Annotated in this window: 19 protein-coding genes and 1 tRNA gene; 9 read left to right on the forward strand and 11 right to left on the reverse strand. The window is 50.1% G+C overall.

The features are described 5' to 3' along the window. Positions 1-246 precede the first annotated feature (246 nt). From PV02_RS08420 to PV02_RS08435, 4 genes are all read left to right on the forward strand, one after another. Positions 247-1,236 carry a PHP domain-containing protein gene (locus PV02_RS08420; protein WP_256622929.1) on the forward strand — a complete coding sequence of 330 codons (990 nt, stop codon included), beginning with the start codon at positions 247-249 and terminating at the stop codon, positions 1,234-1,236. 265 nt (positions 1,237-1,501) lie between these two features. Then, positions 1,502-2,494: a PHP domain-containing protein gene (locus PV02_RS08425; RefSeq protein WP_256622930.1), complete on the forward strand. Its 993-nt coding sequence runs from the start codon at positions 1,502-1,504 to the stop codon at positions 2,492-2,494. Positions 2,495-2,702: 208 nt separating this feature from the next. Continuing rightward, positions 2,703-4,430 (forward strand): 2-oxoacid:acceptor oxidoreductase subunit alpha, encoded by a 1,728-nt coding sequence (locus PV02_RS08430; protein WP_256622931.1) that lies wholly within the window; start codon positions 2,703-2,705, stop codon positions 4,428-4,430. After that, the gene (locus tag PV02_RS08435) at positions 4,431-5,285 is read left to right on the forward strand and encodes a 2-oxoacid:ferredoxin oxidoreductase subunit beta (RefSeq protein ID WP_256622932.1); all 855 of its coding nucleotides are present in this window, start codon (positions 4,431-4,433) and stop codon (positions 5,283-5,285) included. A 7-nt stretch (positions 5,286-5,292) separates the two neighbouring features. On the opposite strand, the gene PV02_RS08440 is transcribed toward PV02_RS08435, so the two are convergent. The 9 genes from PV02_RS08440 to thiD form a co-directional block, all read right to left on the reverse strand. Beyond that, positions 5,293-5,904, reverse strand: coding sequence for a HemK2/MTQ2 family protein methyltransferase (locus PV02_RS08440; RefSeq protein ID WP_256622933.1), 612 nt, complete (start codon positions 5,902-5,904; stop codon positions 5,293-5,295). 4 nt (positions 5,905-5,908) lie between these two features. Continuing rightward, positions 5,909-6,718: a 16S rRNA (adenine(1518)-N(6)/adenine(1519)-N(6))-dimethyltransferase RsmA gene (gene rsmA, locus PV02_RS08445; protein ID WP_256622934.1), complete on the reverse strand. Its 810-nt coding sequence runs from the start codon at positions 6,716-6,718 to the stop codon at positions 5,909-5,911. 16 nt (positions 6,719-6,734) lie between these two features. Further along, on the reverse strand, positions 6,735-7,331 hold the full coding sequence (locus PV02_RS08450; protein WP_256622935.1) for a DUF655 domain-containing protein: 597 nt from the start codon (positions 7,329-7,331) through the stop codon (positions 6,735-6,737). 71 nt (positions 7,332-7,402) lie between these two features. After that, positions 7,403-7,756 carry an RNA polymerase Rpb4 family protein gene (locus PV02_RS08455; protein WP_256622936.1) on the reverse strand — a complete coding sequence of 118 codons (354 nt, stop codon included), beginning with the start codon at positions 7,754-7,756 and terminating at the stop codon, positions 7,403-7,405. 135 nt (positions 7,757-7,891) lie between these two features. Then, the gene (locus PV02_RS08460) at positions 7,892-8,185 is read right to left on the reverse strand and encodes a 50S ribosomal protein L21e (RefSeq protein ID WP_256622937.1); all 294 of its coding nucleotides are present in this window, start codon (positions 8,183-8,185) and stop codon (positions 7,892-7,894) included. Positions 8,186-8,272: 87 nt separating this feature from the next. Continuing rightward, positions 8,273-9,565, reverse strand: a complete 1,293-nt coding sequence (locus tag PV02_RS08465; RefSeq protein ID WP_256622938.1) for a tRNA pseudouridine(54/55) synthase Pus10 — start codon at positions 9,563-9,565, stop codon at positions 8,273-8,275. A 52-nt stretch (positions 9,566-9,617) separates the two neighbouring features. After that, positions 9,618-10,223, reverse strand: a complete 606-nt coding sequence (gene trmY / locus PV02_RS08470; protein ID WP_256622939.1) for a tRNA (pseudouridine(54)-N(1))-methyltransferase TrmY — start codon at positions 10,221-10,223, stop codon at positions 9,618-9,620. Positions 10,224-10,251: 28 nt separating this feature from the next. Further along, positions 10,252-11,568 carry a DEAD/DEAH box helicase gene (locus PV02_RS08475; protein ID WP_256622940.1) on the reverse strand — a complete coding sequence of 439 codons (1,317 nt, stop codon included), beginning with the start codon at positions 11,566-11,568 and terminating at the stop codon, positions 10,252-10,254. 130 nt (positions 11,569-11,698) lie between these two features. After that, entirely contained in the window at positions 11,699-13,051 is a 1,353-nt protein-coding gene (thiD, locus tag PV02_RS08480) for a bifunctional hydroxymethylpyrimidine kinase/phosphomethylpyrimidine kinase (RefSeq protein WP_256622941.1), read from the reverse strand. Between the two features lie 254 nt (positions 13,052-13,305). On the opposite strand from thiD, the gene PV02_RS08485 reads away from it, so the two are divergent. The 3 genes from PV02_RS08485 (at position 13,306) to purF (ending at position 15,237) form a co-directional block, all read left to right on the forward strand. Continuing rightward, positions 13,306-13,524 (forward strand): LSm family protein, encoded by a 219-nt coding sequence (locus PV02_RS08485; protein WP_256622942.1) that lies wholly within the window; start codon positions 13,306-13,308, stop codon positions 13,522-13,524. A 90-nt stretch (positions 13,525-13,614) separates the two neighbouring features. Then, positions 13,615-13,785 carry a 50S ribosomal protein L37e gene (locus PV02_RS08490; RefSeq protein WP_256622943.1) on the forward strand — a complete coding sequence of 57 codons (171 nt, stop codon included), beginning with the start codon at positions 13,615-13,617 and terminating at the stop codon, positions 13,783-13,785. 33 nt (positions 13,786-13,818) lie between these two features. Next, positions 13,819-15,237 carry an amidophosphoribosyltransferase gene (purF, locus tag PV02_RS08495; protein WP_256622944.1) on the forward strand — a complete coding sequence of 473 codons (1,419 nt, stop codon included), beginning with the start codon at positions 13,819-13,821 and terminating at the stop codon, positions 15,235-15,237. Positions 15,238-15,464: 227 nt separating this feature from the next. On the opposite strand, the gene PV02_RS08500 is transcribed toward purF, so the two are convergent. Both PV02_RS08500 and PV02_RS08505 read right to left on the reverse strand, forming a co-directional pair. Continuing rightward, positions 15,465-15,539 (reverse strand) — tRNA-His (locus PV02_RS08500). Between the two features lie 101 nt (positions 15,540-15,640). Then, positions 15,641-17,920, reverse strand: coding sequence for a sensor histidine kinase (locus PV02_RS08505; RefSeq protein ID WP_256622945.1), 2,280 nt, complete (start codon positions 17,918-17,920; stop codon positions 15,641-15,643). A 170-nt stretch (positions 17,921-18,090) separates the two neighbouring features. Between PV02_RS08505 and PV02_RS08510 the strand changes: the two genes are divergently transcribed. Together PV02_RS08510 and PV02_RS08515 are read left to right on the forward strand one after the other, a co-directional pair. Beyond that, entirely contained in the window at positions 18,091-19,218 is a 1,128-nt protein-coding gene (locus PV02_RS08510; RefSeq protein ID WP_256622946.1) for an AAA family ATPase, read from the forward strand. An 84-nt stretch (positions 19,219-19,302) separates the two neighbouring features. Beyond that, positions 19,303-19,569, forward strand: a complete 267-nt coding sequence (locus PV02_RS08515) for a hypothetical protein (RefSeq protein WP_256622947.1) — start codon at positions 19,303-19,305, stop codon at positions 19,567-19,569. The last annotated feature ends 17 nt before the right edge of the window (positions 19,570-19,586 follow it).

A 19,586-nucleotide genomic window follows, 5' to 3' on the forward strand; every position in this document is an offset into this window, starting at 1 on the left:
AAACTGGATAAGGATTGCCACCTCCTGTAAACGCATTGATCAACGACGCCGGGACAGGGATCGTACGGGAGCAGGGCGATGTCAGCAACATCTATTATCCCTCATCTAAAACTGCACAGGTAAATAGGCCACAGAACTACTATATATTAAGTAACTAAATTACGTATCTAAAAGATATAGTTATATATTATTGTGTTTCAGTGGGTACACCTTATAACCACCACCCACTAACCCCGCTGTGATAACTTGTTCCAGGCCTCAGAGATTAAAAATAGGATAATTAATTCTGAAAAGGCAGCCGGACTTCTGGAGGATGGATGGTGCAAAGCTGATCTGCATGTACACACATGCTGCTCTCACGATGTCCCACCCGCCTGGCAGACACACCCTGCGCACCTTCTCGAGAAAGCAAAGAATACAGGACTTGACTTTGTCACCTTTACAGACCATGATACTGTAAAGGCTTACGACCTGCTTGGATGGGACAGGGAGAACCTGGTCCCCGGTGTAGAGATATCTATCAAGGACACTGAGAATGTAGGACATACCGTGCATGTGAATACGTATACATTCGACAGGGAGCAGTTCATGGAGATGGAACATCTGGCAAGGGAAAGAAGGGATATTTACAGCCTTATTGATTATCTAAGGGACAACGACCTGCCCCATACCTATAACCATCCTTTCTGGTTCAAGTTCGGTGAGAAGCCCAATATGTTTGCAGTTCCTGAGCTTGTGAGGCAGTTCCCTGTAATAGAGTATAACGCCCAGGATCTGAAACAGAAGAATTTCTTCTCCATGATGCTGGCGCAGCGCCACAACAAAGGAACGGTGGTAACCACTGATAGCCATACAGGCGGTATTGGAAGGGTCTACACGGTCGCAAAAGGCGACACCTTCGAAGAGTACTTCAGCAATATCGTTAAAGGGCGTTCCTATATGGTAATGGAGGAGCCTTCATGGAAACACTTCGCCAGTGAAGTGGGCGGCCTTATGGAGCTCCTATTCAGCATTGACAAAGAGATATGGGAGGAGACCGGATTCTCCACCGGGGTTGGCGCCTTTGACAAAGTCCTGAGTGCTCTGGCAATGGACACTCCGTGGAAGAGCACAGGACTGAATAAAGCGACATCCGGCGTGGCCAGGCAGATATCAGGCTCGCGCCTGCCGGTGCTCCTGCACATGCTCACCAAAAGGTCACAGGTCACAAAGATAGAGAGAATGATCAATGCCTGAAATCCCTCAGGAATAAATCCTAACGACAGGATACAGGAAAAAGCGAGATTATGAGTGCTATTCTCCTGATATCCCTTCGTGGCCTTTGTCCTGATATCTCTGCCTTCATTGCCTTCTTGTATTTCTCATATTTCTCTAATGTAATAAATTTGATATTAACTGAGCTTATGTTCATAAAGTATTTACTTCTCTCCCGTCATATTAACTATATATCTTAGATCATCTGGGATCAGCTGCGGCCTCCGCGGATCCGGGAAGTGATATCTTGGGGAGTGGAACATACACAGGCGGACTGAAGGTTATCTCTTCCGACAGGGCTGCCGGACTCATGGAAAACGGGTGGCATAAAGCAGACCTGCATGTTCATACCTGCTGCTCGTTTGATGTGCTGTCTGCTGCATCGATGCATCCTGAGAGCCTTTTTCGCAAAGGCAGAAGAAATGGTCTCGATATCGTAACCTTCACGGATCATGATACTGTCAAGGCCAACGATATTATCGGGTGGAAGCGTGAGGGGTTCGTACCCGGCGTGGAACTGTCCGTCAGAGATCCTGTCAATGTGGGGCATACCGTACATATCAACGTTTTCGGATTTGACAGGGAGCAGTTCCTTGAGTTCGATCATCTGGCGAGGGAAAAAAAGGATATTTACAGCCTGATCGACTATTTCAGGAGCAATGACCTCCCATATGTATACAATCACCCGTTCTGGTTCCCCAGGGGTGACAGGCCGAATTTCCCTGCAGTCCCCGAACTTGTCAGGCATTTCCCTGTGACGGAGTACAATATGCAGGACCTGCGGCAGAAGAATCTCTTCGTGATGGCTCTTGCACAGAGGTTTGGAAAGGGAATGGTGGCCACAAGCGACAGCCATACAGGTAATATCGGGAGTGTGTACACGATTGCCAGGGGAGACACTTTCCATGAATATTTCTCTAATATAAGCAAGGGACGCTCCTGGATGGTTATCGACGAGCCTTTCTGTAAATACCTTACAGGAGAACTGAATTCCTGGATAGAGCTTGCCTTCAGCAGAAGAAAGAACATCAGGGAAGAGGTCGGCTTCACGACTGGCATGGGACAGCTTGACAAATTTATAAGTCTTCTGGGTAGTGACTCACTGGAAAAGAGTCCGCGCATGAGCTGCACGGCGAAGAATATCCTGAAACAAATATCAGGTTCAGGCGTACCTGCATTAATATATATGATCTCCAAACAGCCCCAGGTCTCAAGGATCGGGCGCGTGATCAATGCCTGAAGCCGCCTTGAGAGGGACATGATTCCTGTATATTCCCGGTCAGGTCATTATAGCAGGCTGACAGTTATAGATATAAAGCCATAGATGAATATTTCACTGTCTGATAAGATTATCCTTGTCTTCTTGCACACTCGGAGGCGGCATGGATCTAGGGTCTCACGGCCCTTAAAACGGTCTTCGAACAAATGGAAATCATCAGGGGGATTAAATGAACTTGGATCTTACTATAAAGATAGGTGGAGCTGCAGGCCAGGGACTGGAAACTATCGGTAATGTGCTTTCCAAGAGCCTGCTCAGGAGCGGATTCTTTGTGTTCAGCACTCAGTATTACCTCTCCAGGATACGGGGTGGTCATAACACATTCCAGATACGCATCAGTGATGCTGAGGTCAGAGCAATGGATGAGAATGTGGACATACTGATCGCTCTTGACCGTACTTCCGTTGACAGGCACCTGGACGAGATGACGGACGGTGTAGTTATCGTTGACAGGGATGTGGTCGAGCTTGGATCGGATCACGACTCCATATTCCATGTGCCAATGCTGAAGATCGCAAAGGAAGTCGGCGGTAACAAGATATACGCTAATACGGTAGCAGCAGGTGCAGCTATAGGACTGCTTTGCCTGGGCCTGGACCCTCTCAATGAGGTGCTTAAGGGGATGTTCCTCAAGAAGGGACAGGAGATAATCGATAGTAATCTCAGGGTGGCAAAGGCGGGCTATGATTATGTGAGGGAGAACTATCCTCACGGCTGCAAGTTCAATGTATCCGCACCAGAGGCGAAAGGGGACAGGATGCTCATTGCAGGCAGTGAGGCTGCCGGACTCGGAGCACTTGCCGCGGGGGTCCAGTTCATGTCAGCTTATCCCATGACACCTTCCACCGGCGTGCTGAACTACGTCGCAGGCCATGCCGGGGAGTTCGGTGTGGTTGTTGAGCAGGCCGAGGATGAGATCGCAGCTCTCAACATGGCGCTTGGCGCTTCCTTTACAGGTGCGCGTTCCATGGTCACTACGGCTGGCGGCGGTTTTTCCCTCATGGTCGAGGCCCTTGGCCTTGCAGGGATAACTGAGACGCCGGTGCTGATCTTCCTTGCCCAGCGTCCGGGACCGGCTACCGGTCTTCCTACGATGACGGAACAGGGTGACCTGCTGTTTGCGCTCCATGCTGCGCAGGGAGAATTCCCGAGGTGTATCCTTGCGCCGGGCACCCCCGACGAGTGCTTCTACATGGTAGCTGACGCTTTCAATATTGCAGAGAAGTACCAGATACCTGTCTTTGTCATGAGCGATCAGTACCTTGCCGATTCTTTGTTCACCTGCGACCGGTTCGATACATCAAGGATAACGATCGAAAGGCATCTGTTATCCGATCAGGAACTCAGGACCAAGCACGGGGATTACAGGCGCTATAAGCTCACCCCCAACGGCATATCCCCCCGGGCACTCCCGGGACAGGAAGGAATGCTGGTTTGCGCTGACAGTGACGAGCATGATGAGTTCGGCCGCATTGATGAATCACAGGAGAACCGTATAAGGATGGTGGATAAGAGAATGAGAAAACTTGAGATGCTGAGAGAAGAAATGAACCCTCCAAGCCTCTACGGTCCCAGGGACGCAAAGCTGACCCTCATTGGCTGGGGCTCCACTTACGGGCCGCTGGCCGAAGCCGTGGATATGCTGAACGAGGACGGTCATCCGACAAACCTGCTGCATTTCAATCATATCTATCCAATGCCAGCGGAGAAAGTGAAGGAGACCCTTGCACGGTCGAAGAAGAGGATATGCGTTGAGAATAACTACACGGGACAGTTTGCCCGGCTGCTGCGTGCCGAAACTGGTATCGAGGTGTCTGACAGGGTATTGAGATATGACGGACTGCCTTTCACTCCGATGTCCATTATTGAAGCTCTCCGTGAAAAGCAGGTGATCTGAATGGTGAGCGTAGAGGATTATGGTGAATATGAGACTGCATGGTGTCCGGGATGCGGTGATTTCAATATACTTAAGGCAGTTAAGGCAGCTCTTGCAAATCTTGCCATGCCTCCTTCCGAAGTGCTGATGGTCTCAGGCATCGGTCAGGCAGGAAAGCTTCCCCAGTATCTGAACTGCAACTTCTTCAACGGCCTTCATGGACGTACTCTTCCTCCAGCAACTGCGGCAAAGCTGGCAAACCACGAACTGACGGTGATTGCGGTAGCAGGGGACGGGGACTGCTACGGCGAAGGAGGCAATCATCTGATACACGCCGTCAGAAGAAATCCCGACATTACTGTGATTGTGCATAACAACCAGATATACGGCCTTACAAAGGGACAGGCTTCACCTACCAGCGAGCGCGGCATGGTCTCCAAGATACAGAAGCAGGGTGTGTTCAACAATCCGTTCAACCCCATCGCATTTGCTATCTCCCAGGACTGTTCCTTTGTGGGCAGGGGATATGCGGGGGATGTCCAGCACCTCACAGAACTGCTGATGAAAGCTATCCAGCACCGGGGTCTCTCTCTGGTTGACGTGCTCCAGCCCTGTGTCACCTTTAACAAACTGAACACGTTCAAATGGTACTCCAACAGGGTCTACAAGATGGAGGAAGGTGAGTATGCTCTTGATGACAGGGTGAAAGCCTTTGAAAGGTCCCTCGAATGGGGTGACAGGATACCCCTTGGGATATTCTACACCAATGAGAGGCCGATCCTGGAGGATAATCACGAGATCCTGAAAGAAGCTCCCCTGATAAGACACAAGCCGGAGACTGGGAGAGTTAACAGGCTGATCGAAGGGTTCACATAACCCTCGATCACTTTTGCTCGCCCGGGCACGAATGCCCAGTTGCCTTGATGACGACCAGTTCCTCAAAGGAGCATTTCACGCTGGCTACTATCTTTGTCTTCAATCCGTAAGCTTGCATCCGCTCGCTTACCTCTTTTATGCCCGTCAGGGACGAAACTAACAAAAGGATTGTTCCTCCGGGTGCAAGGTAGCCGGAGACTTCTTCTGAGAAATACCTGATAGAGGTACGTCCATCAATACCGCCGTCAAAAGCATAGTTCAGCCATCCCGGTACTTTCTCATCTTCAGATGTTGGAAGATAGGGGGGATTGAATACGATAAGGTCGAACTGCCTGTCTTTTCTGATGCCTGCGAACATGTCTGTCCTGATGACCTCTATGCCGTTGGAGCGTGCGCATGCGGCTGCATAAGGGTTGATCTCAGTTGCGATGAGCTTTACCTTCCTGTTCGCCTGTACGACAGCGGACACAAAGCCCGTGCCTGTCCCTATTTCAAGGACCCGCATGCCATCTTCTGCATGCCCGACCGCAGCATCAGCAAGCAGGTATGAGTCCTCCGCCGGGTCATATACGCTCTCTGCCAGCTTTATTTCCGCACTCCTGTAGTTGATGGTGACCATAAGCCTAGGTATTCTGTTTGTGTGCGTACAGGATGTTTGCAAGGCGGGCAAGCTCTTCAGGTTCCAGGTTCTCAGGTCTCCTGTCAAGCATTTCCTGGGGAATCTCATCGACGAAATCCCTGATGTCGATACCAAGCAGCTGCTTGTTCCTTATAATGGAGTTGCGGATCTTCTTGCGTCGCTGGCCGAAGACAGCCGTGACGAAGTGCAGGAAGTATTCCCTGTCTGCAACCTCAAAGGGCGCGGGTCTTGGCTCGAGCCTGACCACCGCGGAGAGGACTTCAGGAGGTGGTGAGAAGGCACCCCTGGGGATTTTCATGATGATGGATGCATCTGCAAAGTAATGTGCATTGACGGATAGCCTGCTGTAATCCTCTGAATTTGCGTGGGCTACCATCCTTTGTGCGAACTCGTACTGGTACATGAGTATGCCCAGCCTGAAATCATGCCTGAACAACTTGAATGTTATTTCGGAGGAAATGGAATAAGGAAGATTGGAAACCACTTTATCGAAGGCCGGGAACTCCACTTCCAGGACATCTCCGGGAATGATCTCGAGCCTGCCGTCATCTCCGAAACGGTCACGGAGCACGTCCACAAGGGCAGGGTCACGTTCTATGGCGACCACCTTTTTAGCACGCTTCATCAGCCTCTCGGTGAGGTTGCCTATGCCGGCCCCGATTTCCAGTATGGTCTCATGGGGCTGGATATCCGCAGCTTCAACTATCCTGTCAAGTATGCGCTCGTCCACGAGGAAATGCTGGTCGTGGTCACCGCCACGTATGCCATATTTCCTGAGAATGTTGTGAACCAAGAAAAGAACACCCTGCTTATTCTTTTGGACGCTTCGGAGGCAGGGTGAAGAGCCTGTACTTGATGGCCTCGTCCCTGAGTTCTTCGATTATCCTGTTGGCGATGACTTTCTGGGGGGAGTGCACTCCGCCTACCCTTGTGTGGAGGTCATCAAGGCTCTTAAATGCTCCTTTCTTCCTTTCGTCTATGATGGCCCACATAAGTTTCTTGCCGATGCCAGGCAGCAACTCAAGCATATGCAGCCTGTTTGTGATAGGGTGTGCATCGTTGAAGAACTTGACAAAACGCTCTTCATCGTTCTTGACATTCATCTCCAGGATGAAGGGCAGTTCCAGCTGGGCACCGTGGCTGAGATTGGTATAGCCTATCCTGTGCTTGACATGGTCGATCTCATCCCTGTCGCCTTCTCCAATGTAAACGCGCGATTGGATGCTCGGACTTTTACCTTCCTTTGGTATCAGTTCCATCAGCACGAAATTCCTCTCGCCGATGGCCTGGACCACCGGTTTTTTCTGGTAGGATGGCCTCTTATCCTCATTGCTGCCATAAGGCAGATAATCGAGGACCCATGCGTATTCTTCTTTTTCAGGTGGCTTTCCCCTAATTTGTGTCATGTTCCCTCCGGTATACCCACTGGTAATGTTTACGTATCTCTCTTGAAAAAAAGGATGTATCGGATATAAATTTAATCCATTGCCTCTTCGACCATTTCCAGCATCTGGTCCAGTTCCACATCACTTAGGGTGAATCTTTCCTTGGCGTACAGGGACCTGAGCTCGTCCCTGGTCATAGGCATTATGTCCGCTATCCTGATGGCTATATCAGGTTTCATTTTTTCCAGTGTCATAAGCTTGTTCACAAGCTCCCTTGACTTTTCCGGAGATGACTTTGAGAACGTATCTGCATGATTGATAGCCTTACGCAGCTCATATCCCAGCTCTTCTTCATTTTGCATGCGCTCTTCCATGATCTGGTGTAAGATGCCTTTCACTTCAGACAGGGTCAGCAACTCTTCGCTCAGAATTTCCTTAACAATCATTGGTATACACTCTTGAATATTATATCATGATCTCTATGCGACATCAACTAAAATATTGCAATATATCCTCATTGTTGCCAACAAAGATATATCTAACGTTGTGTCGCCCGCTTATGTGATACAGCTACCCGTATCTTAATACTTCTGTGGTTTCAGGTGCTGTGGGAGGGATATGAGTTCCTTTGTAGCATTACCGTCCCTGATGTGGAGCAGGTAGGCGCGGCCACGCTGACCTACGATCTTGCCGGTCCTTCCCTGGAACCTTGGGTTTGGCATTCCCTTCTGTACGCTGGGGTCGATATCGATGTGGACCATCTGGCCCTCCTCGAATTCCTGGATGGCCTTGCTTACAGGGGAGATCCCTCTCTCTCTTACAGTCTTCTTCAGTTTGTAACGTGTACAGCATTTTTCACCGTGTGATGTTGGCATTTTCTTCCTCCGTATATCAACTTGATTCTAGATTCTGTTAATGAGTTATAATATCTCAATGATGTGAACTCAGCCAGGAAAACGCAGTCATATATCCACATTGATCACATCGAGCTCGGTAACCTTTGCCTGAATGCCCAGCAGTCCTGTAAGGCTCGGCTGTGTCCTTCCGTCGTCACCGGATACCAGCTCCTTGACATACAGACCGCCGTCGCAGTGTACCTGCATAATGGCGTACTCATCCGTCAGCTCCGTAAGCTGCATGTCATGCACGTTCCTCTTACGAACCAGGTCGGCCCTTCTGTGGGATACGCGCTGCGGTGTCCTCTGTGATATCTCGGCTCCGATAAGATTATCGATTGCAGATATAAGCATTTCCTTGGAAACTGGCTCTTTGAATGTAACTTTAAGGTTATAAACCTTATCCGCCTTTGATGATTTAAGTGCCTCTATAACTTCCTTCTGCACCATCTCCAGGCCTTCGACCTCCACCTTGCCGGCAGCATAGGCATTAATCCTTTTTTCAAGTTCCCCCACATCAAATGTGCGTATCGGGGAATTGAGTATCTCCACGACAAAGGGCCTTCCTGTACCGCCCATCAGGGCATCTATATCTTCCCTTCCTGCTCCATGGAAGGTGGTATCGCTGGCACCCGTGACCTTCAGAACCTCTTCCCTTATGAGTTCGTCAACTGACTCATGATACTGCTTACCGGTGAAGGCGCATTTCTCACATCCCCTGCCTCCGCAGCTCCTGCATGGCCATCTCGTCTGCGGGATACCCCTGACAAGTTTCCTGTACCTGCCCTGTATGTAGAGAGAACGCACCTGGATACTGACAGTATCCTCGGCAAGGTCGAGGGTCACAAGCACATCCGGCCTGTTGAATTCGACTTCCTTGCCAGTGCGTGAGGCTATGAGCTTACCGACTTCCCTGTTCAGTTCGGTCTTGAGCTGCTCTGCATAAGTTATACCGCACTCGCTCCAGAGTATCTCCTCATTCTCGCTCAGCAATCCGCTGACCTTTGTTCCTACAAGGAATGTCGAGTACTCGATGTTCCCTATGGCTTCTACGGCCCGGTCGGCCCAGCTATCCAGATTGTCATATAGTCCAAGGCACACCCAGCATTTGCTGCCTTCATCCTTGAGTCCCAGCGTCTTCCTTGCAAAAGGACTGCTTGGTGCGAGCTGTTTCAGGACAATGTCGTCCCCGGATGCCTTATGCAGCAGGTCCCCTTCCATGGCAAGGGCAAGCTTTACGGCCCTTCCTCTTTCTACATTGGTAAGGCCCGTGGACAGTTTCGCAAATTGCCTGCCCATGCAGTTATCGCAGATCGGCCCCTCATTGATTATCCTCTTAGCAGTTTCAAGTATGCTCATCCTATTCCTCTTATAGTGTCCTTGTTCTGTGAGTTACTGTAAATCCTTTTACCTATTCCTGGTGTCCGCTCCTTCTGTCCAGCTCGTTGAGAATGATTATTATGCAATGGTCCGAGTGGAGTGACAGGGGTCCTATGGAAAGGGTTCCTGCAGACACGGCTTTGATCCGGCTTTCTTCCTCTTCCGTGACTCCCATATGGTCGCCCAGTATAAATACGGCATCATCAGGAAGGTCCTGCATGACCCGCATGTCCTTCCCTTCCTCGTGCAGGTAGTAAATGCTCCTGTTCTTCCCCGCGAACTCTGCCAGCAGTTTCTCAAGCCCGCCGCGGCGTATCCATACTCCCGGGGTGGACTGTGACTCGAATTCAGTGGCATCTTTCTCCAGTGCTTTCTTTATAAGGGAGCCGCTGCTCCTTTCATCAGGGCTCAGGTACCTGAGCTGCTCCCCGTTGAAGCGCACGATCTTCCCGGGGTCAGGTTCCCCGAGCAATACTAGGTGCACGTTTACGTCCCTTCTCATTCCGTGGGACAGGAACAGGGCTGAATTTATGCATCTGCAGAGTATGTCCATGCGCCCTGCAGAACCTGGCAGGTCATTCAGTGAGAAATCACCAGTGGTGAGTGCCTTATGGCCTATGATAACAAAATCCTTCATTTAGAACTCTCCTTTTAACGGGTCCTGCTCAGTTCTTTCCTTCCTTCAGCACCATCTTTGCAAGAGCCGCAGCTATCTGCCTGTAGTCCCGGCCTTCGGTTGCCAGCTTACTGACCCATTCATCGTATTTATCAAGGTTTCCACTGCGGATGCTCATTCTGACCTTGTCGGCAATCTGTGTCTCCCTGGCCTTATCGGCATCTCTTATGCTGGGCAGTTCCTTTTTGACTATCTCTGTCTTTGTGTATCTCTGGATAGCTGTCAGTTTTCCCAGCTCGTTCTTCGTGACAAAGGAGTATGCAACCCCGGGCCTTCCAGCCCTCGCAGTCCTGCCTATCCTGTGTACGTAGGTCTCTATTTCCAGGGGAAGGTCGTAATTGAAGACCACTTCGATGTTCTCTATGTCAAGGCCTCTTGCGGCAACGTCAGTGGCAATGAGTATGTTGATATCTTCGTCCCTCAGCTTCCCGACGGTGCGTTCCCTGAGGTTCTGCCTGATGTCGCCATGAAGGACTTCCGCGGAATGGCCGTGTGACCTCAGTTTCACCAGCACCTTATCCACTTCCTTCTTGGTGTTGCAGAACACCAGGGCCGACCTGATATTCTCCACATCGATGAGTCGATGAAGCGCTTCTACCTTCGAGTTCTCCTTCAGCTCAAAGTAGAACTGCTTTACCTCAGGCACTGTCATCTCCTTCCGGACTACTTTTATGTGCTCGGGTTCATGCATGTACTCTTCAGTCAGCTTCAGTATGGGTTTTGGCATGGTTGCAGAAAAGAGCAGGGTCTGTCTGTCCTGCGGGGTGAGCAGCAGTATCTTCTCAATATCTTCCCTGAAGCCCATGTCCAGCATTTCATCAGCCTCGTCAAGCACCACTATCCTGACGGTGTCGGGATTGAGGCTTCCCCTTTCAATGTGGTCGATTATCCTTCCCGGCGTCCCCACCACGATCTGTGCACCGCCTTCCAGCTCCTGGGTCTGCTGTCCCATGGCCCTGCCGCCGTAAGCGGCCGCTATGCCCAGTCCTTCGGTAAGCAGGGATATCCTCTTAAGCTCGTCAGCGATCTGGCTGGCCAGTTCCCTTGTAGGGCACAGGACCATAACCTGCAGCACCTTCTTTTTCTTATCGGTGAGCTCTACAAGCGGTATCCCGAATGCTGCTGTCTTCCCCGTACCTGTCCGTGCCTGTCCTATTATGTCCTTTCCCTGCATGATGAGGGGGATGGCCTGTGCCTGGATCTCGGTAGGTTCTATATAACCCATGACCTTGATACTTTTCAGCACGCCTTTGGAAAGGCTGAGGTCCTTGAATGCAACTGATTCTGTAACTGATTCTAAGTCCATGATTGTCACTCTTTATTCTGATGATTGGCGTAAAGATTACTGTGCTTACTATGATTATTGTTCACTAAAAAGATACTGGGATAGTGGCTTAACTTCTCCTGTCCGGGAGTATAAAGTACAAATAAAAAGTTCATTGATTGAACTTCACTGCATAATAGCCTGCAATACTGTCTGCTATCCTTGCAACCTCTATGGCGCTCCTGCCAAGGATCCTGATCATAGGTTCTTTTCCCATGGCACCCCTGTCAAAGATAATGTCAGGAACGTTCCCTGATCTTACGATGGCATCGGATGTGCCCCATTCTCCCGCATACCCAGTGCAGGCATTCGCCGGCTCTTCCGAACGTTCGAAGGATGCAATTCCCAAGCCCATGGCTTTACATACGCTGAGTATCTCCTCGGAATACCTTACGTTCACAGCAGCCCTCACCCTTGGGTCGTGTTCCATTGCTGCGAGGACAGTGCGGGCAACATGCCCGCTTACTCCGAAACCTACCTCGCCCACGGGCCGGGGGGAATTCCTGAGCTTGACGATCCTTCCGGCAACGGCTGCGACATCGTCCGTTCCTCTTGCCTGGGGCAGGGCCATGGCTATGTTACTGCCTGTCTCTGGTATGATCTTTGCAAAATGGGCAGAGGCTGAAATGATGCTGACTGCCTGCTTTACGTCCTCAAGGACATTGCAGGCTTCTGCATCCCTCCGGATTCCTGCAAGCGGGTTCACAGGCCCGGCTCCTTTGCCGACCAACTGGCTGCCGATAATGGCTCCTACAACGAATTCCTTGGCCCTGCGGGCTGCCTCCACAACTGTCAGTCCCTGGGCCAGACCGCATGTAAGGGCAGCTGCATAAGTGCATCCGGAGCCGTGCGTACCTCCTCTGACAAACTCCCCGCGGATTATCGTGAACCTGTCCTCCTCTGCTTCGTAGATGACATCCGAGGCATCGAGGTGCCCTCCGGTAACGATCACTGCCTTGACGCCGGTCCCGGCTATAATCCTGGCCGCTTGTTTTGCGTCCTCCACACTGGCTATGGGCATGCCTGAAAGGGCTGTAGCCTCACTGATGTTCGGGGTCACGACCTGGCTTATGGGCAGCAATTCCTCTTTAAGTGTCCTGACGGCATCTTTCCTCAGAAGGCTGCCTCCAGCCTCGGCTGCCATTACAGGGTCCACCACAAGCCTGATGCTATACTTGCGCACCAGGGAGGCAACGGTGGAGATTATATCCGAGGATGCCAGCATTCCGGATTTGGCCCATCTCACTTCCATGTCGGTGCATACCGCGTCCGCCTGGCTGGCAACCACTTCAGTCGGCAGGTCAAAAGCGCTCAGTACGCCGGTCGTATTCTGGGATGTCACTGATGTAATGGCGCATGTGCCATGAAGCCCAAGGGCTGCAATGGTCTTTATATCTGCCTCTATTCCTGCGCCTCCTCCGGAGTCCGATCCTGCTATGGTCATTACAACAGTTGCCTTTGCCATGTATATGCTCTCCTTATATACGTTGTATAACATTTACTTGTGTGCGGTGTCTTAAAGTCTTGTAAGTTAAATAATAGTTGGTCATATCCGATGGCTGAAGTTCTATTCATTTAACGGACAGGCTCGGTCTTACGATACATTTATATAATCCATTTACAACAATGGAGCATCACAAGACGTATATATGTACGTAAACTAACTTGGATATCTGGAGTATCATCAATTATTCGGATTTATTAAATGAGGCAACTAATATGGGAAACAGACCTCTTGATATATTGAACAATGCATTGAACACACCTGTGATCGTAAGATTGAAGGGTGCTAGGGAATTCAGAGGAAAGCTTCAGGGCTACGATGTTCATATGAACCTTGTACTTGATGAAGCTGAAGAGCTGAAGGAAGGAGAGATCGTAAGAAAGCTTGGCAGTGTTGTTATCAGAGGCGATAACATCGTGTACGTGTCTCCCTGAGCGAACGTAACATATAAGAACTAATACCGTATCTGGGTAATCCACACGATCAACGATCATTTCCAGTTTCAAATAAAAGGTGATTTATAGATGTCAAAAGGTACTCCCTCAATGGGTAAAAGGCAGAAGCGCACTCATGCAAAATGCAGGCGCTGTGGCAGTGTTTCACTCAACATTCATACAAAACAGTGTACTTGCTGTGGTTTCGGTAAGACCTCTCGCATGAGAAGTTACCAGTGGCAGGCAAAGTGCAAGTGGTAAGCCTGAGCTCTTTCTTTACCCGCCGGGGATAAGATGCGTGAGGAATGCGGTGTTGTGGGTGTGGTGAAACACGGTACGGAATCACACCCGGTACCTGCTTCGCTGCAGATATACTATGCCCTTTATGCATTGCAGCACCGTGGGCAGGAATCCTCCGGCATAACCGTTCATAACGGCAAGGATCCCATGACCATTAAGGGCATGGGACTTGTCCCTGAAGTTTTTGATAAGAACGCCCTTCTTGAGCTTAAAGGGCGGGTCGGCATAGGCCACGTGCGCTATTCAACATGTGGCGACTCTATGATCGAGAACTGCCAGCCCTTCATTGTCAAATACAAGAGCGGCAGTGTTGCCATTGCTCATAACGGTAACCTTGTCAACAGCCTTGAACTGAGACGGAAGCTTGAATCCGAAGGTCATCTCTTCGTGGCAAGCTCGGACACTGAGGTTATAGCACATCTTCTTGTTAAAGAGCTTTTGAAGAATCCTGTTATTGAAGCCGTCAGCAATGTGATGAAGCAGCTCAATGGCTCATATTCTCTGGCCATCATGATCGATGACCTGCTCATGGCAGTGCGGGATCCCATGGGCTTCAAGCCGCTGTGTGTGGGCTCCATCGACTCCGGGTACGTGGTCGCATCAGAGAGCGTAGCCATCGATACTCTGAATGGCAAGCTCATCAGGGATGTAAAACCGGGCGAACTGGTCATCTTCCGTGACGGTGGGATCGAGTCCCATCAGCTTTTCCGGGAGCCCAATTCCGCACACTGTGTTTTCGAATATGTCTATTTTGCGCGCCCGGATTCTATAATCGACGGCAAACTGGTCTACAAGGTAAGGGAGCGTATAGGCGAGAGACTGGCAAAGGAGCATCCCGTTGAGGCTGATATGGTATCTCCCGTGCCGGACTCTGGCATCACGTCTGCTATTGGCTATTCACGCCAGTCCGATATCATCTATGAAGAGAGCCTCATGAAGAACCGTTATATCGGGCGCACCTTCATCCTGCCAGGCCAGGCAATGCGCGAGACTGCCGTGAGACTCAAGATGAACACCATTGGGCAGAACGTCAGGGGCAGAAGGATAGTCCTGATCGATGACAGCATTGTGAGGGGAACTACCTCCCGGCGTATAATCGATATGATAAAGAACGCCGGTGCCACGGAGGTCCATGCGCGCATAGGCAGTCCCCCGATAGTCGCCCCCTGCTATCTTGGAATAGACATGGCTTCAAGGGATGAACTGATAGCTGCCCACAAGACCATAAAAGGCGTGGAAGCTGTGATCAATGCAGATTCCCTGGGATACCTGAGCATTGAAGGTCTCGTTGAATCCATAGGGATCAACCGCGACGACCTCTGCCTGGGTTGCCTCACTGGTGCCTATCCCGTGGATATCCCCGGAGAGAAGATATGCCAGCGAAGACAGCTGAAACTGCATGAGTTCCAGTAAAGTCCTGCAGGCTTTTTATATCAGGTTCCGATTATTCTCTTTTTTAACACTTTCGTGTAATAGTCACGTAGTCCTTTGATGATATGCGCTTGCCATAACAATAAAGTCCAAGCTTTTCGCATGCTGCCAGTTACTCCCGATCAGGACGAGCCTGTAGGGCTATAGTAAATCTTTGAAGACAGCAACATGTGTCAGTCTGGATCTGTAGCATAATTGAAAAAGTAGTATGGGGCCGGGATCGAGAATCGAACTCGAATCGTAGCCTCCACAGGGCCACAGGATAACCGCTACCCCACCCCGGCACGAGTAAGGTGTTTTGCTTGAAAGCACCCTATAGATGTCCGTTTCTTAGATAAAGTTTTCCTTTGAAAATGCCTTTCTAAGACTGCACATCAGAAATATATCACTGCAGTAGGGACTGCCTCTTCGCAGGTGCACCTGGAGTGCAGCCGGCATTTTCATCAAGGACTAAAGGTGACTGTCCCGGACAGTGATCGCACTTTTTCAGTTTCACCCAGAATATGCTGCCCTGTCCTGCAGGATTGTTCTCCACGCCGACCTCACCTTCCATGATCTCTGCTATCCTTTTAACTATCGCAAGCCCGAGGCCGGTCCCTTTGACACCTTTCTTATGCACGCGCTTGAAACGATCGAATACCTGCGTCTTTAGTTCGTCAGGTATACCTTCTCCCAGGTCTGCCACCTCTACTTTCCACAGCTGCTCACAGTCCTTTACCTCAAGGGTTATGCAGGTGCCCTCAGGACTGTATTTTATTGCATTCGAGATGAAATTGGCAAAGATCTCTTCCACTATGGGGTTGACAGATGAGTAAAAGGTCCCTTCTGCCATTATCTCCAGACGCATCTGCTTTTCAAGGAGCTTGTGCTCGAACTGTTCGGAGCAGTTCCTCAGGATGGCGCCAAGGTCTAATATATCCAGCTGGATATCCCTGACCGATTCAAGCTTTGCGAACTTGGCAGCCGTCTCTATCATTTCTATCAGCTTGTCATTGTTACGGCTTATCCCGTCCATCAGTAACTTTTGCTTTGGGGTGGCCTCGCTCTCCATAAGGAGGTCGGAATATCCTTTAATGTTGCCTGCCGGATTCAGCAGATCATGCCTCATTATATCCGTGAACAGATCCTTGAGCTCATTGGACTTACGAAGTTCCTCTTCAAACTGTTTTCTTTCACTGATGTCCATGGTTGTGCCTGCAAGTCTGAGCGGTTCATCCGAACTGTCATACTCTACCAGTTTGCCGCGTGCCTGTATCCATCTGAATGATGTGTCCTTATGCTGCATCCTGAACTCCGATTCAAAGGAAGGCCTGTCTCCCTTGATGTGAAGTGCGATATCATCCATGACCCGGTCAGTATCTTCGGGGTGTATGAGCTTCTTCCAGGAATTAAAGTTTGGCTTTATATCTGCTGGCCTGTAGTCCAGCATTTCCGCCCATCTCTCGTTAAAGATCATCTCATTGGTCCTGATATTCCAGTCCCACATGCCAAGGTCTGCACCCATCAGGGCAAGCTCCATTCTTTCCTGGGTCCTGCGGAGTATTTCCTCAACTTCCTTCCGCTCTGTGACATCGCGAGCCACTGCCAGCACATACCTGTTGTTCTCATGTGCCGCGAAGGTGACATTCATTTCCACAGGGGCGATCGTCTTATCCTTCCTGATGATGACCCTGTCGATATCGAGGAACCGGTTACCGCATATTTCCCTCATGTCCTGTTCCCAGAAGCGCCCGCCGAACACATGCTCAATGTTCCCTTTTCCCATTCTCAGAAACTCCTCCCTTGAATATCCCAGCTCCTTGCAGGCAGTCTCGTTGACATCGATGATGGTCTCGGTGAGGGGGTCGATCACAAAGATAAAGTCACTGGACTCATTGATGAGATTCTTGAACAGGCTGAGGTTCTCGAGGAACAGCTTGTGCTGTATTGCCATTCCGATAAGTTCAGAAAGGATCCTCAACGCAGGTAATTGTTCCCTGTAACCTGCTTCAGCGAAGGAGGGGTTTTCGATGGCTATGAACCCGACAAGTGCCGTGTCTATTTTCGTAGGGACAATCACCATGGAGCTAACAGCTCTTACATTCATTATCTCTCTCTCCCGTGTTGCGGCTTTTGGAAGCGCTGCACTCTCCACCAGATGCGGGCGGGTATCGTTCCGTATCTGTTCCATGAGCCATGGAAAATTGGATTCGCTGAGGTTCTCAAACACTGCCTTCCTTCCTGTCCCGCATACCGCATCCCATCTGTGGTTAATTGTGAAGGGATGCCTGTCTTTGCCAAGCAGGACCAGGTAATTGCATGCAGAATTGCAGAACTGCCCTGTTCTCTCCAGGGTCTCGGCAATAGCCCTGTCGACGTCCCTGGGGGCGATAAACAGCGATATAAGGGAATTGAGAGAGCTTTCCATTTCCAGGCTTCTCTCCATCAGTTCTTCAACCAGCTTCTTCTCTTCATTGAGTCCTTTTATCTTGAGCTCAAGTTCCCTGTTCATGCGGTCTATGCGCACACTTGCATAGATAATGGCTGCAAAGGTTGTCAATATCAGTGCGGAGCTGAAGATGGTGGCCGTCTTTTCTCCCGATACGATAAAAGGCGACAGCACCACTATCCCTAGGACGCAAACGATCAGAAGGAATACGCCGTTGACAAGATTTGGTATCTTCATTTCCAATTGCCTCGGAGGATATCGAAAAGAGAAATTGTCCAATTGATCAAGAATATATAATATATTTATTTGCTATTAATATTTATCTGGGCTGCGGTGCAGGCCGAAAAGTTTAAGGGTTAATTTTAACTATTTGTTGAATTCAAATTACATATTATAGCAACAAAGAGATGATATTCATCGCAAGGACTTTCCAGAAAACCAATCCCGTAACAAACAGGGACATTGCAGTGGACCCTGTTGAAAGCAAGGCAGAATATCTTGTGCTTGAGCCCGCGGGCTATCCTATGACCAGCATCCTGGAGGAGTACCCGGAGATCGAGGATTCAGGGGTGTTCGAGCACTATGCCAGGGAACAGTGGAAGGGTGTCGTCGCTGTCAAGGGAGAATACCTTTTTGACAAGCGCATGTACCCTGATTTTGCATATAAGGTAAAAGAAGTTGAGCCTCCTGAATCCGTTATTGGCCCCGATACGTGCATAATTGTAAGGGACCTTACAGATGCCGTTATCCCAAAGATGGAATTCCGAAGCAAGATAAGCTTTGATGATGTCATCGGGCAGCCAAGCGCGCGCCAGAAGTGCAGGCTTATAGAACGCTTCCTTGAAGAACCTGAAAGATTCGGTAAGTGGGCGCCCAGGAACATACTGTTCTACGGCCCCTCGGGGACAGGCAAGACCATGTTTGCCAAGGCGATAGCCAACAAGGCGGAAGTTCCTATACTTCCTGTGAAAGCAACCGAGCTGATAGGAGAGTTCGTAGGCGAGGGTGCCCGCCAGATACACCAGCTCTACGAGAGGGCCCAGGAAATGGCGCCATGCATTATATTCATCGATGAACTGGACGCCATCGCCCTTGACCGAAGGCATCAGGAGCTGCGCGGCGACGTCGCGGAAATCGTCAACGCCCTGCTCACCGAGATGGATGGCATTGTAGAGCGTCCCGGCATCTGTACCATAGGTGCCACCAACAGGACCGATACGCTTGATCCGGCTGTGCGCAGCAGGTTCGAGGAAGAGATCGAGTTCGTACTGCCCAACGAGAAGGAACGCTACCAGATACTGGAATCCAATATTGCCACCTTCCCCCTGGAAGTCGCTGACGTTGACCTTGGTTCCCTTGCCAGGATGACGGAAGGCCTTTCTGGACGCGATATCGTGGAGAAGGTTCTCAAGACCGCCCTTCATAGGGCCATTATAGATGATCGGGAGAGTGTCACTCAGGAAGACTTTGAGATCTCTGTGAAAAAGATCAAAAAGGTCAACGAGACCCTTAATCCCGAGAAGATGTACATTTAAGACGCTTATATCAGACATGCCTGATATCTGTTCCGGACCCTTTCAGGGTCATCTTTTTAAATTTAGCATCTATATCGTGACTCCATGGCAGAGGTAAACGAGTCCGACAGGTTTGAATGCGTAATAGTGAACGTTTTTGACAAAGGCATGTGGAAAGGCGTTGTCGTGGAAGAAGTAAGGTCCGGAGGCCGTGTCTATTTCGGCAGGACAAAAGCCGAGGGTTTCAACTACGAACCGGGGGACAGTCTGTTCATAGGCATCAGGCCACTTGCATATCCCATGGAAGAGCGCACGATGGAAGTGATCCTCTATGACGGGGATGACAATAAGCTTGACTGGACATATCTATGATCCCGGCAGTTTTAGTT

It is taken from the genome of Methanolobus chelungpuianus, assembly GCF_024500045.1.
Lineage (GTDB): Archaea > Halobacteriota > Methanosarcinia > Methanosarcinales > Methanosarcinaceae > Methanolobus > Methanolobus chelungpuianus.

Coding starts and splice junctions, on each gene's coding strand:
- PV02_RS08430 (WP_256622931.1), top strand. CDS start 2,703: ATGAACTTGGATCTTACTATAAAGATAGGTGGAGCTGCAGGCCAGGGA.
- PV02_RS08435 (WP_256622932.1), top strand. CDS start 4,431: ATGGTGAGCGTAGAGGATTATGGTGAATATGAGACTGCATGGTGTCCG.
- PV02_RS08440 (WP_256622933.1), bottom strand. CDS start 5,904: ATGGTCACCATCAACTACAGGAGTGCGGAAATAAAGCTGGCAGAGAGC.
- PV02_RS08450 (WP_256622935.1), bottom strand. CDS start 7,331: ATGACACAAATTAGGGGAAAGCCACCTGAAAAAGAAGAATACGCATGG.
- PV02_RS08455 (WP_256622936.1), bottom strand. CDS start 7,756: ATGATTGTTAAGGAAATTCTGAGCGAAGAGTTGCTGACCCTGTCTGAA.
- PV02_RS08460 (WP_256622937.1), bottom strand. CDS start 8,185: ATGCCAACATCACACGGTGAAAAATGCTGTACACGTTACAAACTGAAG.
- PV02_RS08465 (WP_256622938.1), bottom strand. CDS start 9,565: ATGAGCATACTTGAAACTGCTAAGAGGATAATCAATGAGGGGCCGATC.
- trmY (WP_256622939.1), bottom strand. CDS start 10,223: ATGAAGGATTTTGTTATCATAGGCCATAAGGCACTCACCACTGGTGAT.
- PV02_RS08475 (WP_256622940.1), bottom strand. CDS start 11,568: ATGGACTTAGAATCAGTTACAGAATCAGTTGCATTCAAGGACCTCAGC.
- thiD (WP_256622941.1), bottom strand. CDS start 13,051: ATGGCAAAGGCAACTGTTGTAATGACCATAGCAGGATCGGACTCCGGA.
- PV02_RS08485 (WP_256622942.1), top strand. CDS start 13,306: ATGGGAAACAGACCTCTTGATATATTGAACAATGCATTGAACACACCT.
- PV02_RS08490 (WP_256622943.1), top strand. CDS start 13,615: ATGTCAAAAGGTACTCCCTCAATGGGTAAAAGGCAGAAGCGCACTCAT.
- purF (WP_256622944.1), top strand. CDS start 13,819: ATGCGTGAGGAATGCGGTGTTGTGGGTGTGGTGAAACACGGTACGGAA.
- PV02_RS08505 (WP_256622945.1), bottom strand. CDS start 17,920: ATGAAGATACCAAATCTTGTCAACGGCGTATTCCTTCTGATCGTTTGC.
- PV02_RS08510 (WP_256622946.1), top strand. CDS start 18,091: ATGATATTCATCGCAAGGACTTTCCAGAAAACCAATCCCGTAACAAAC.
- PV02_RS08515 (WP_256622947.1), top strand. CDS start 19,303: ATGGCAGAGGTAAACGAGTCCGACAGGTTTGAATGCGTAATAGTGAAC.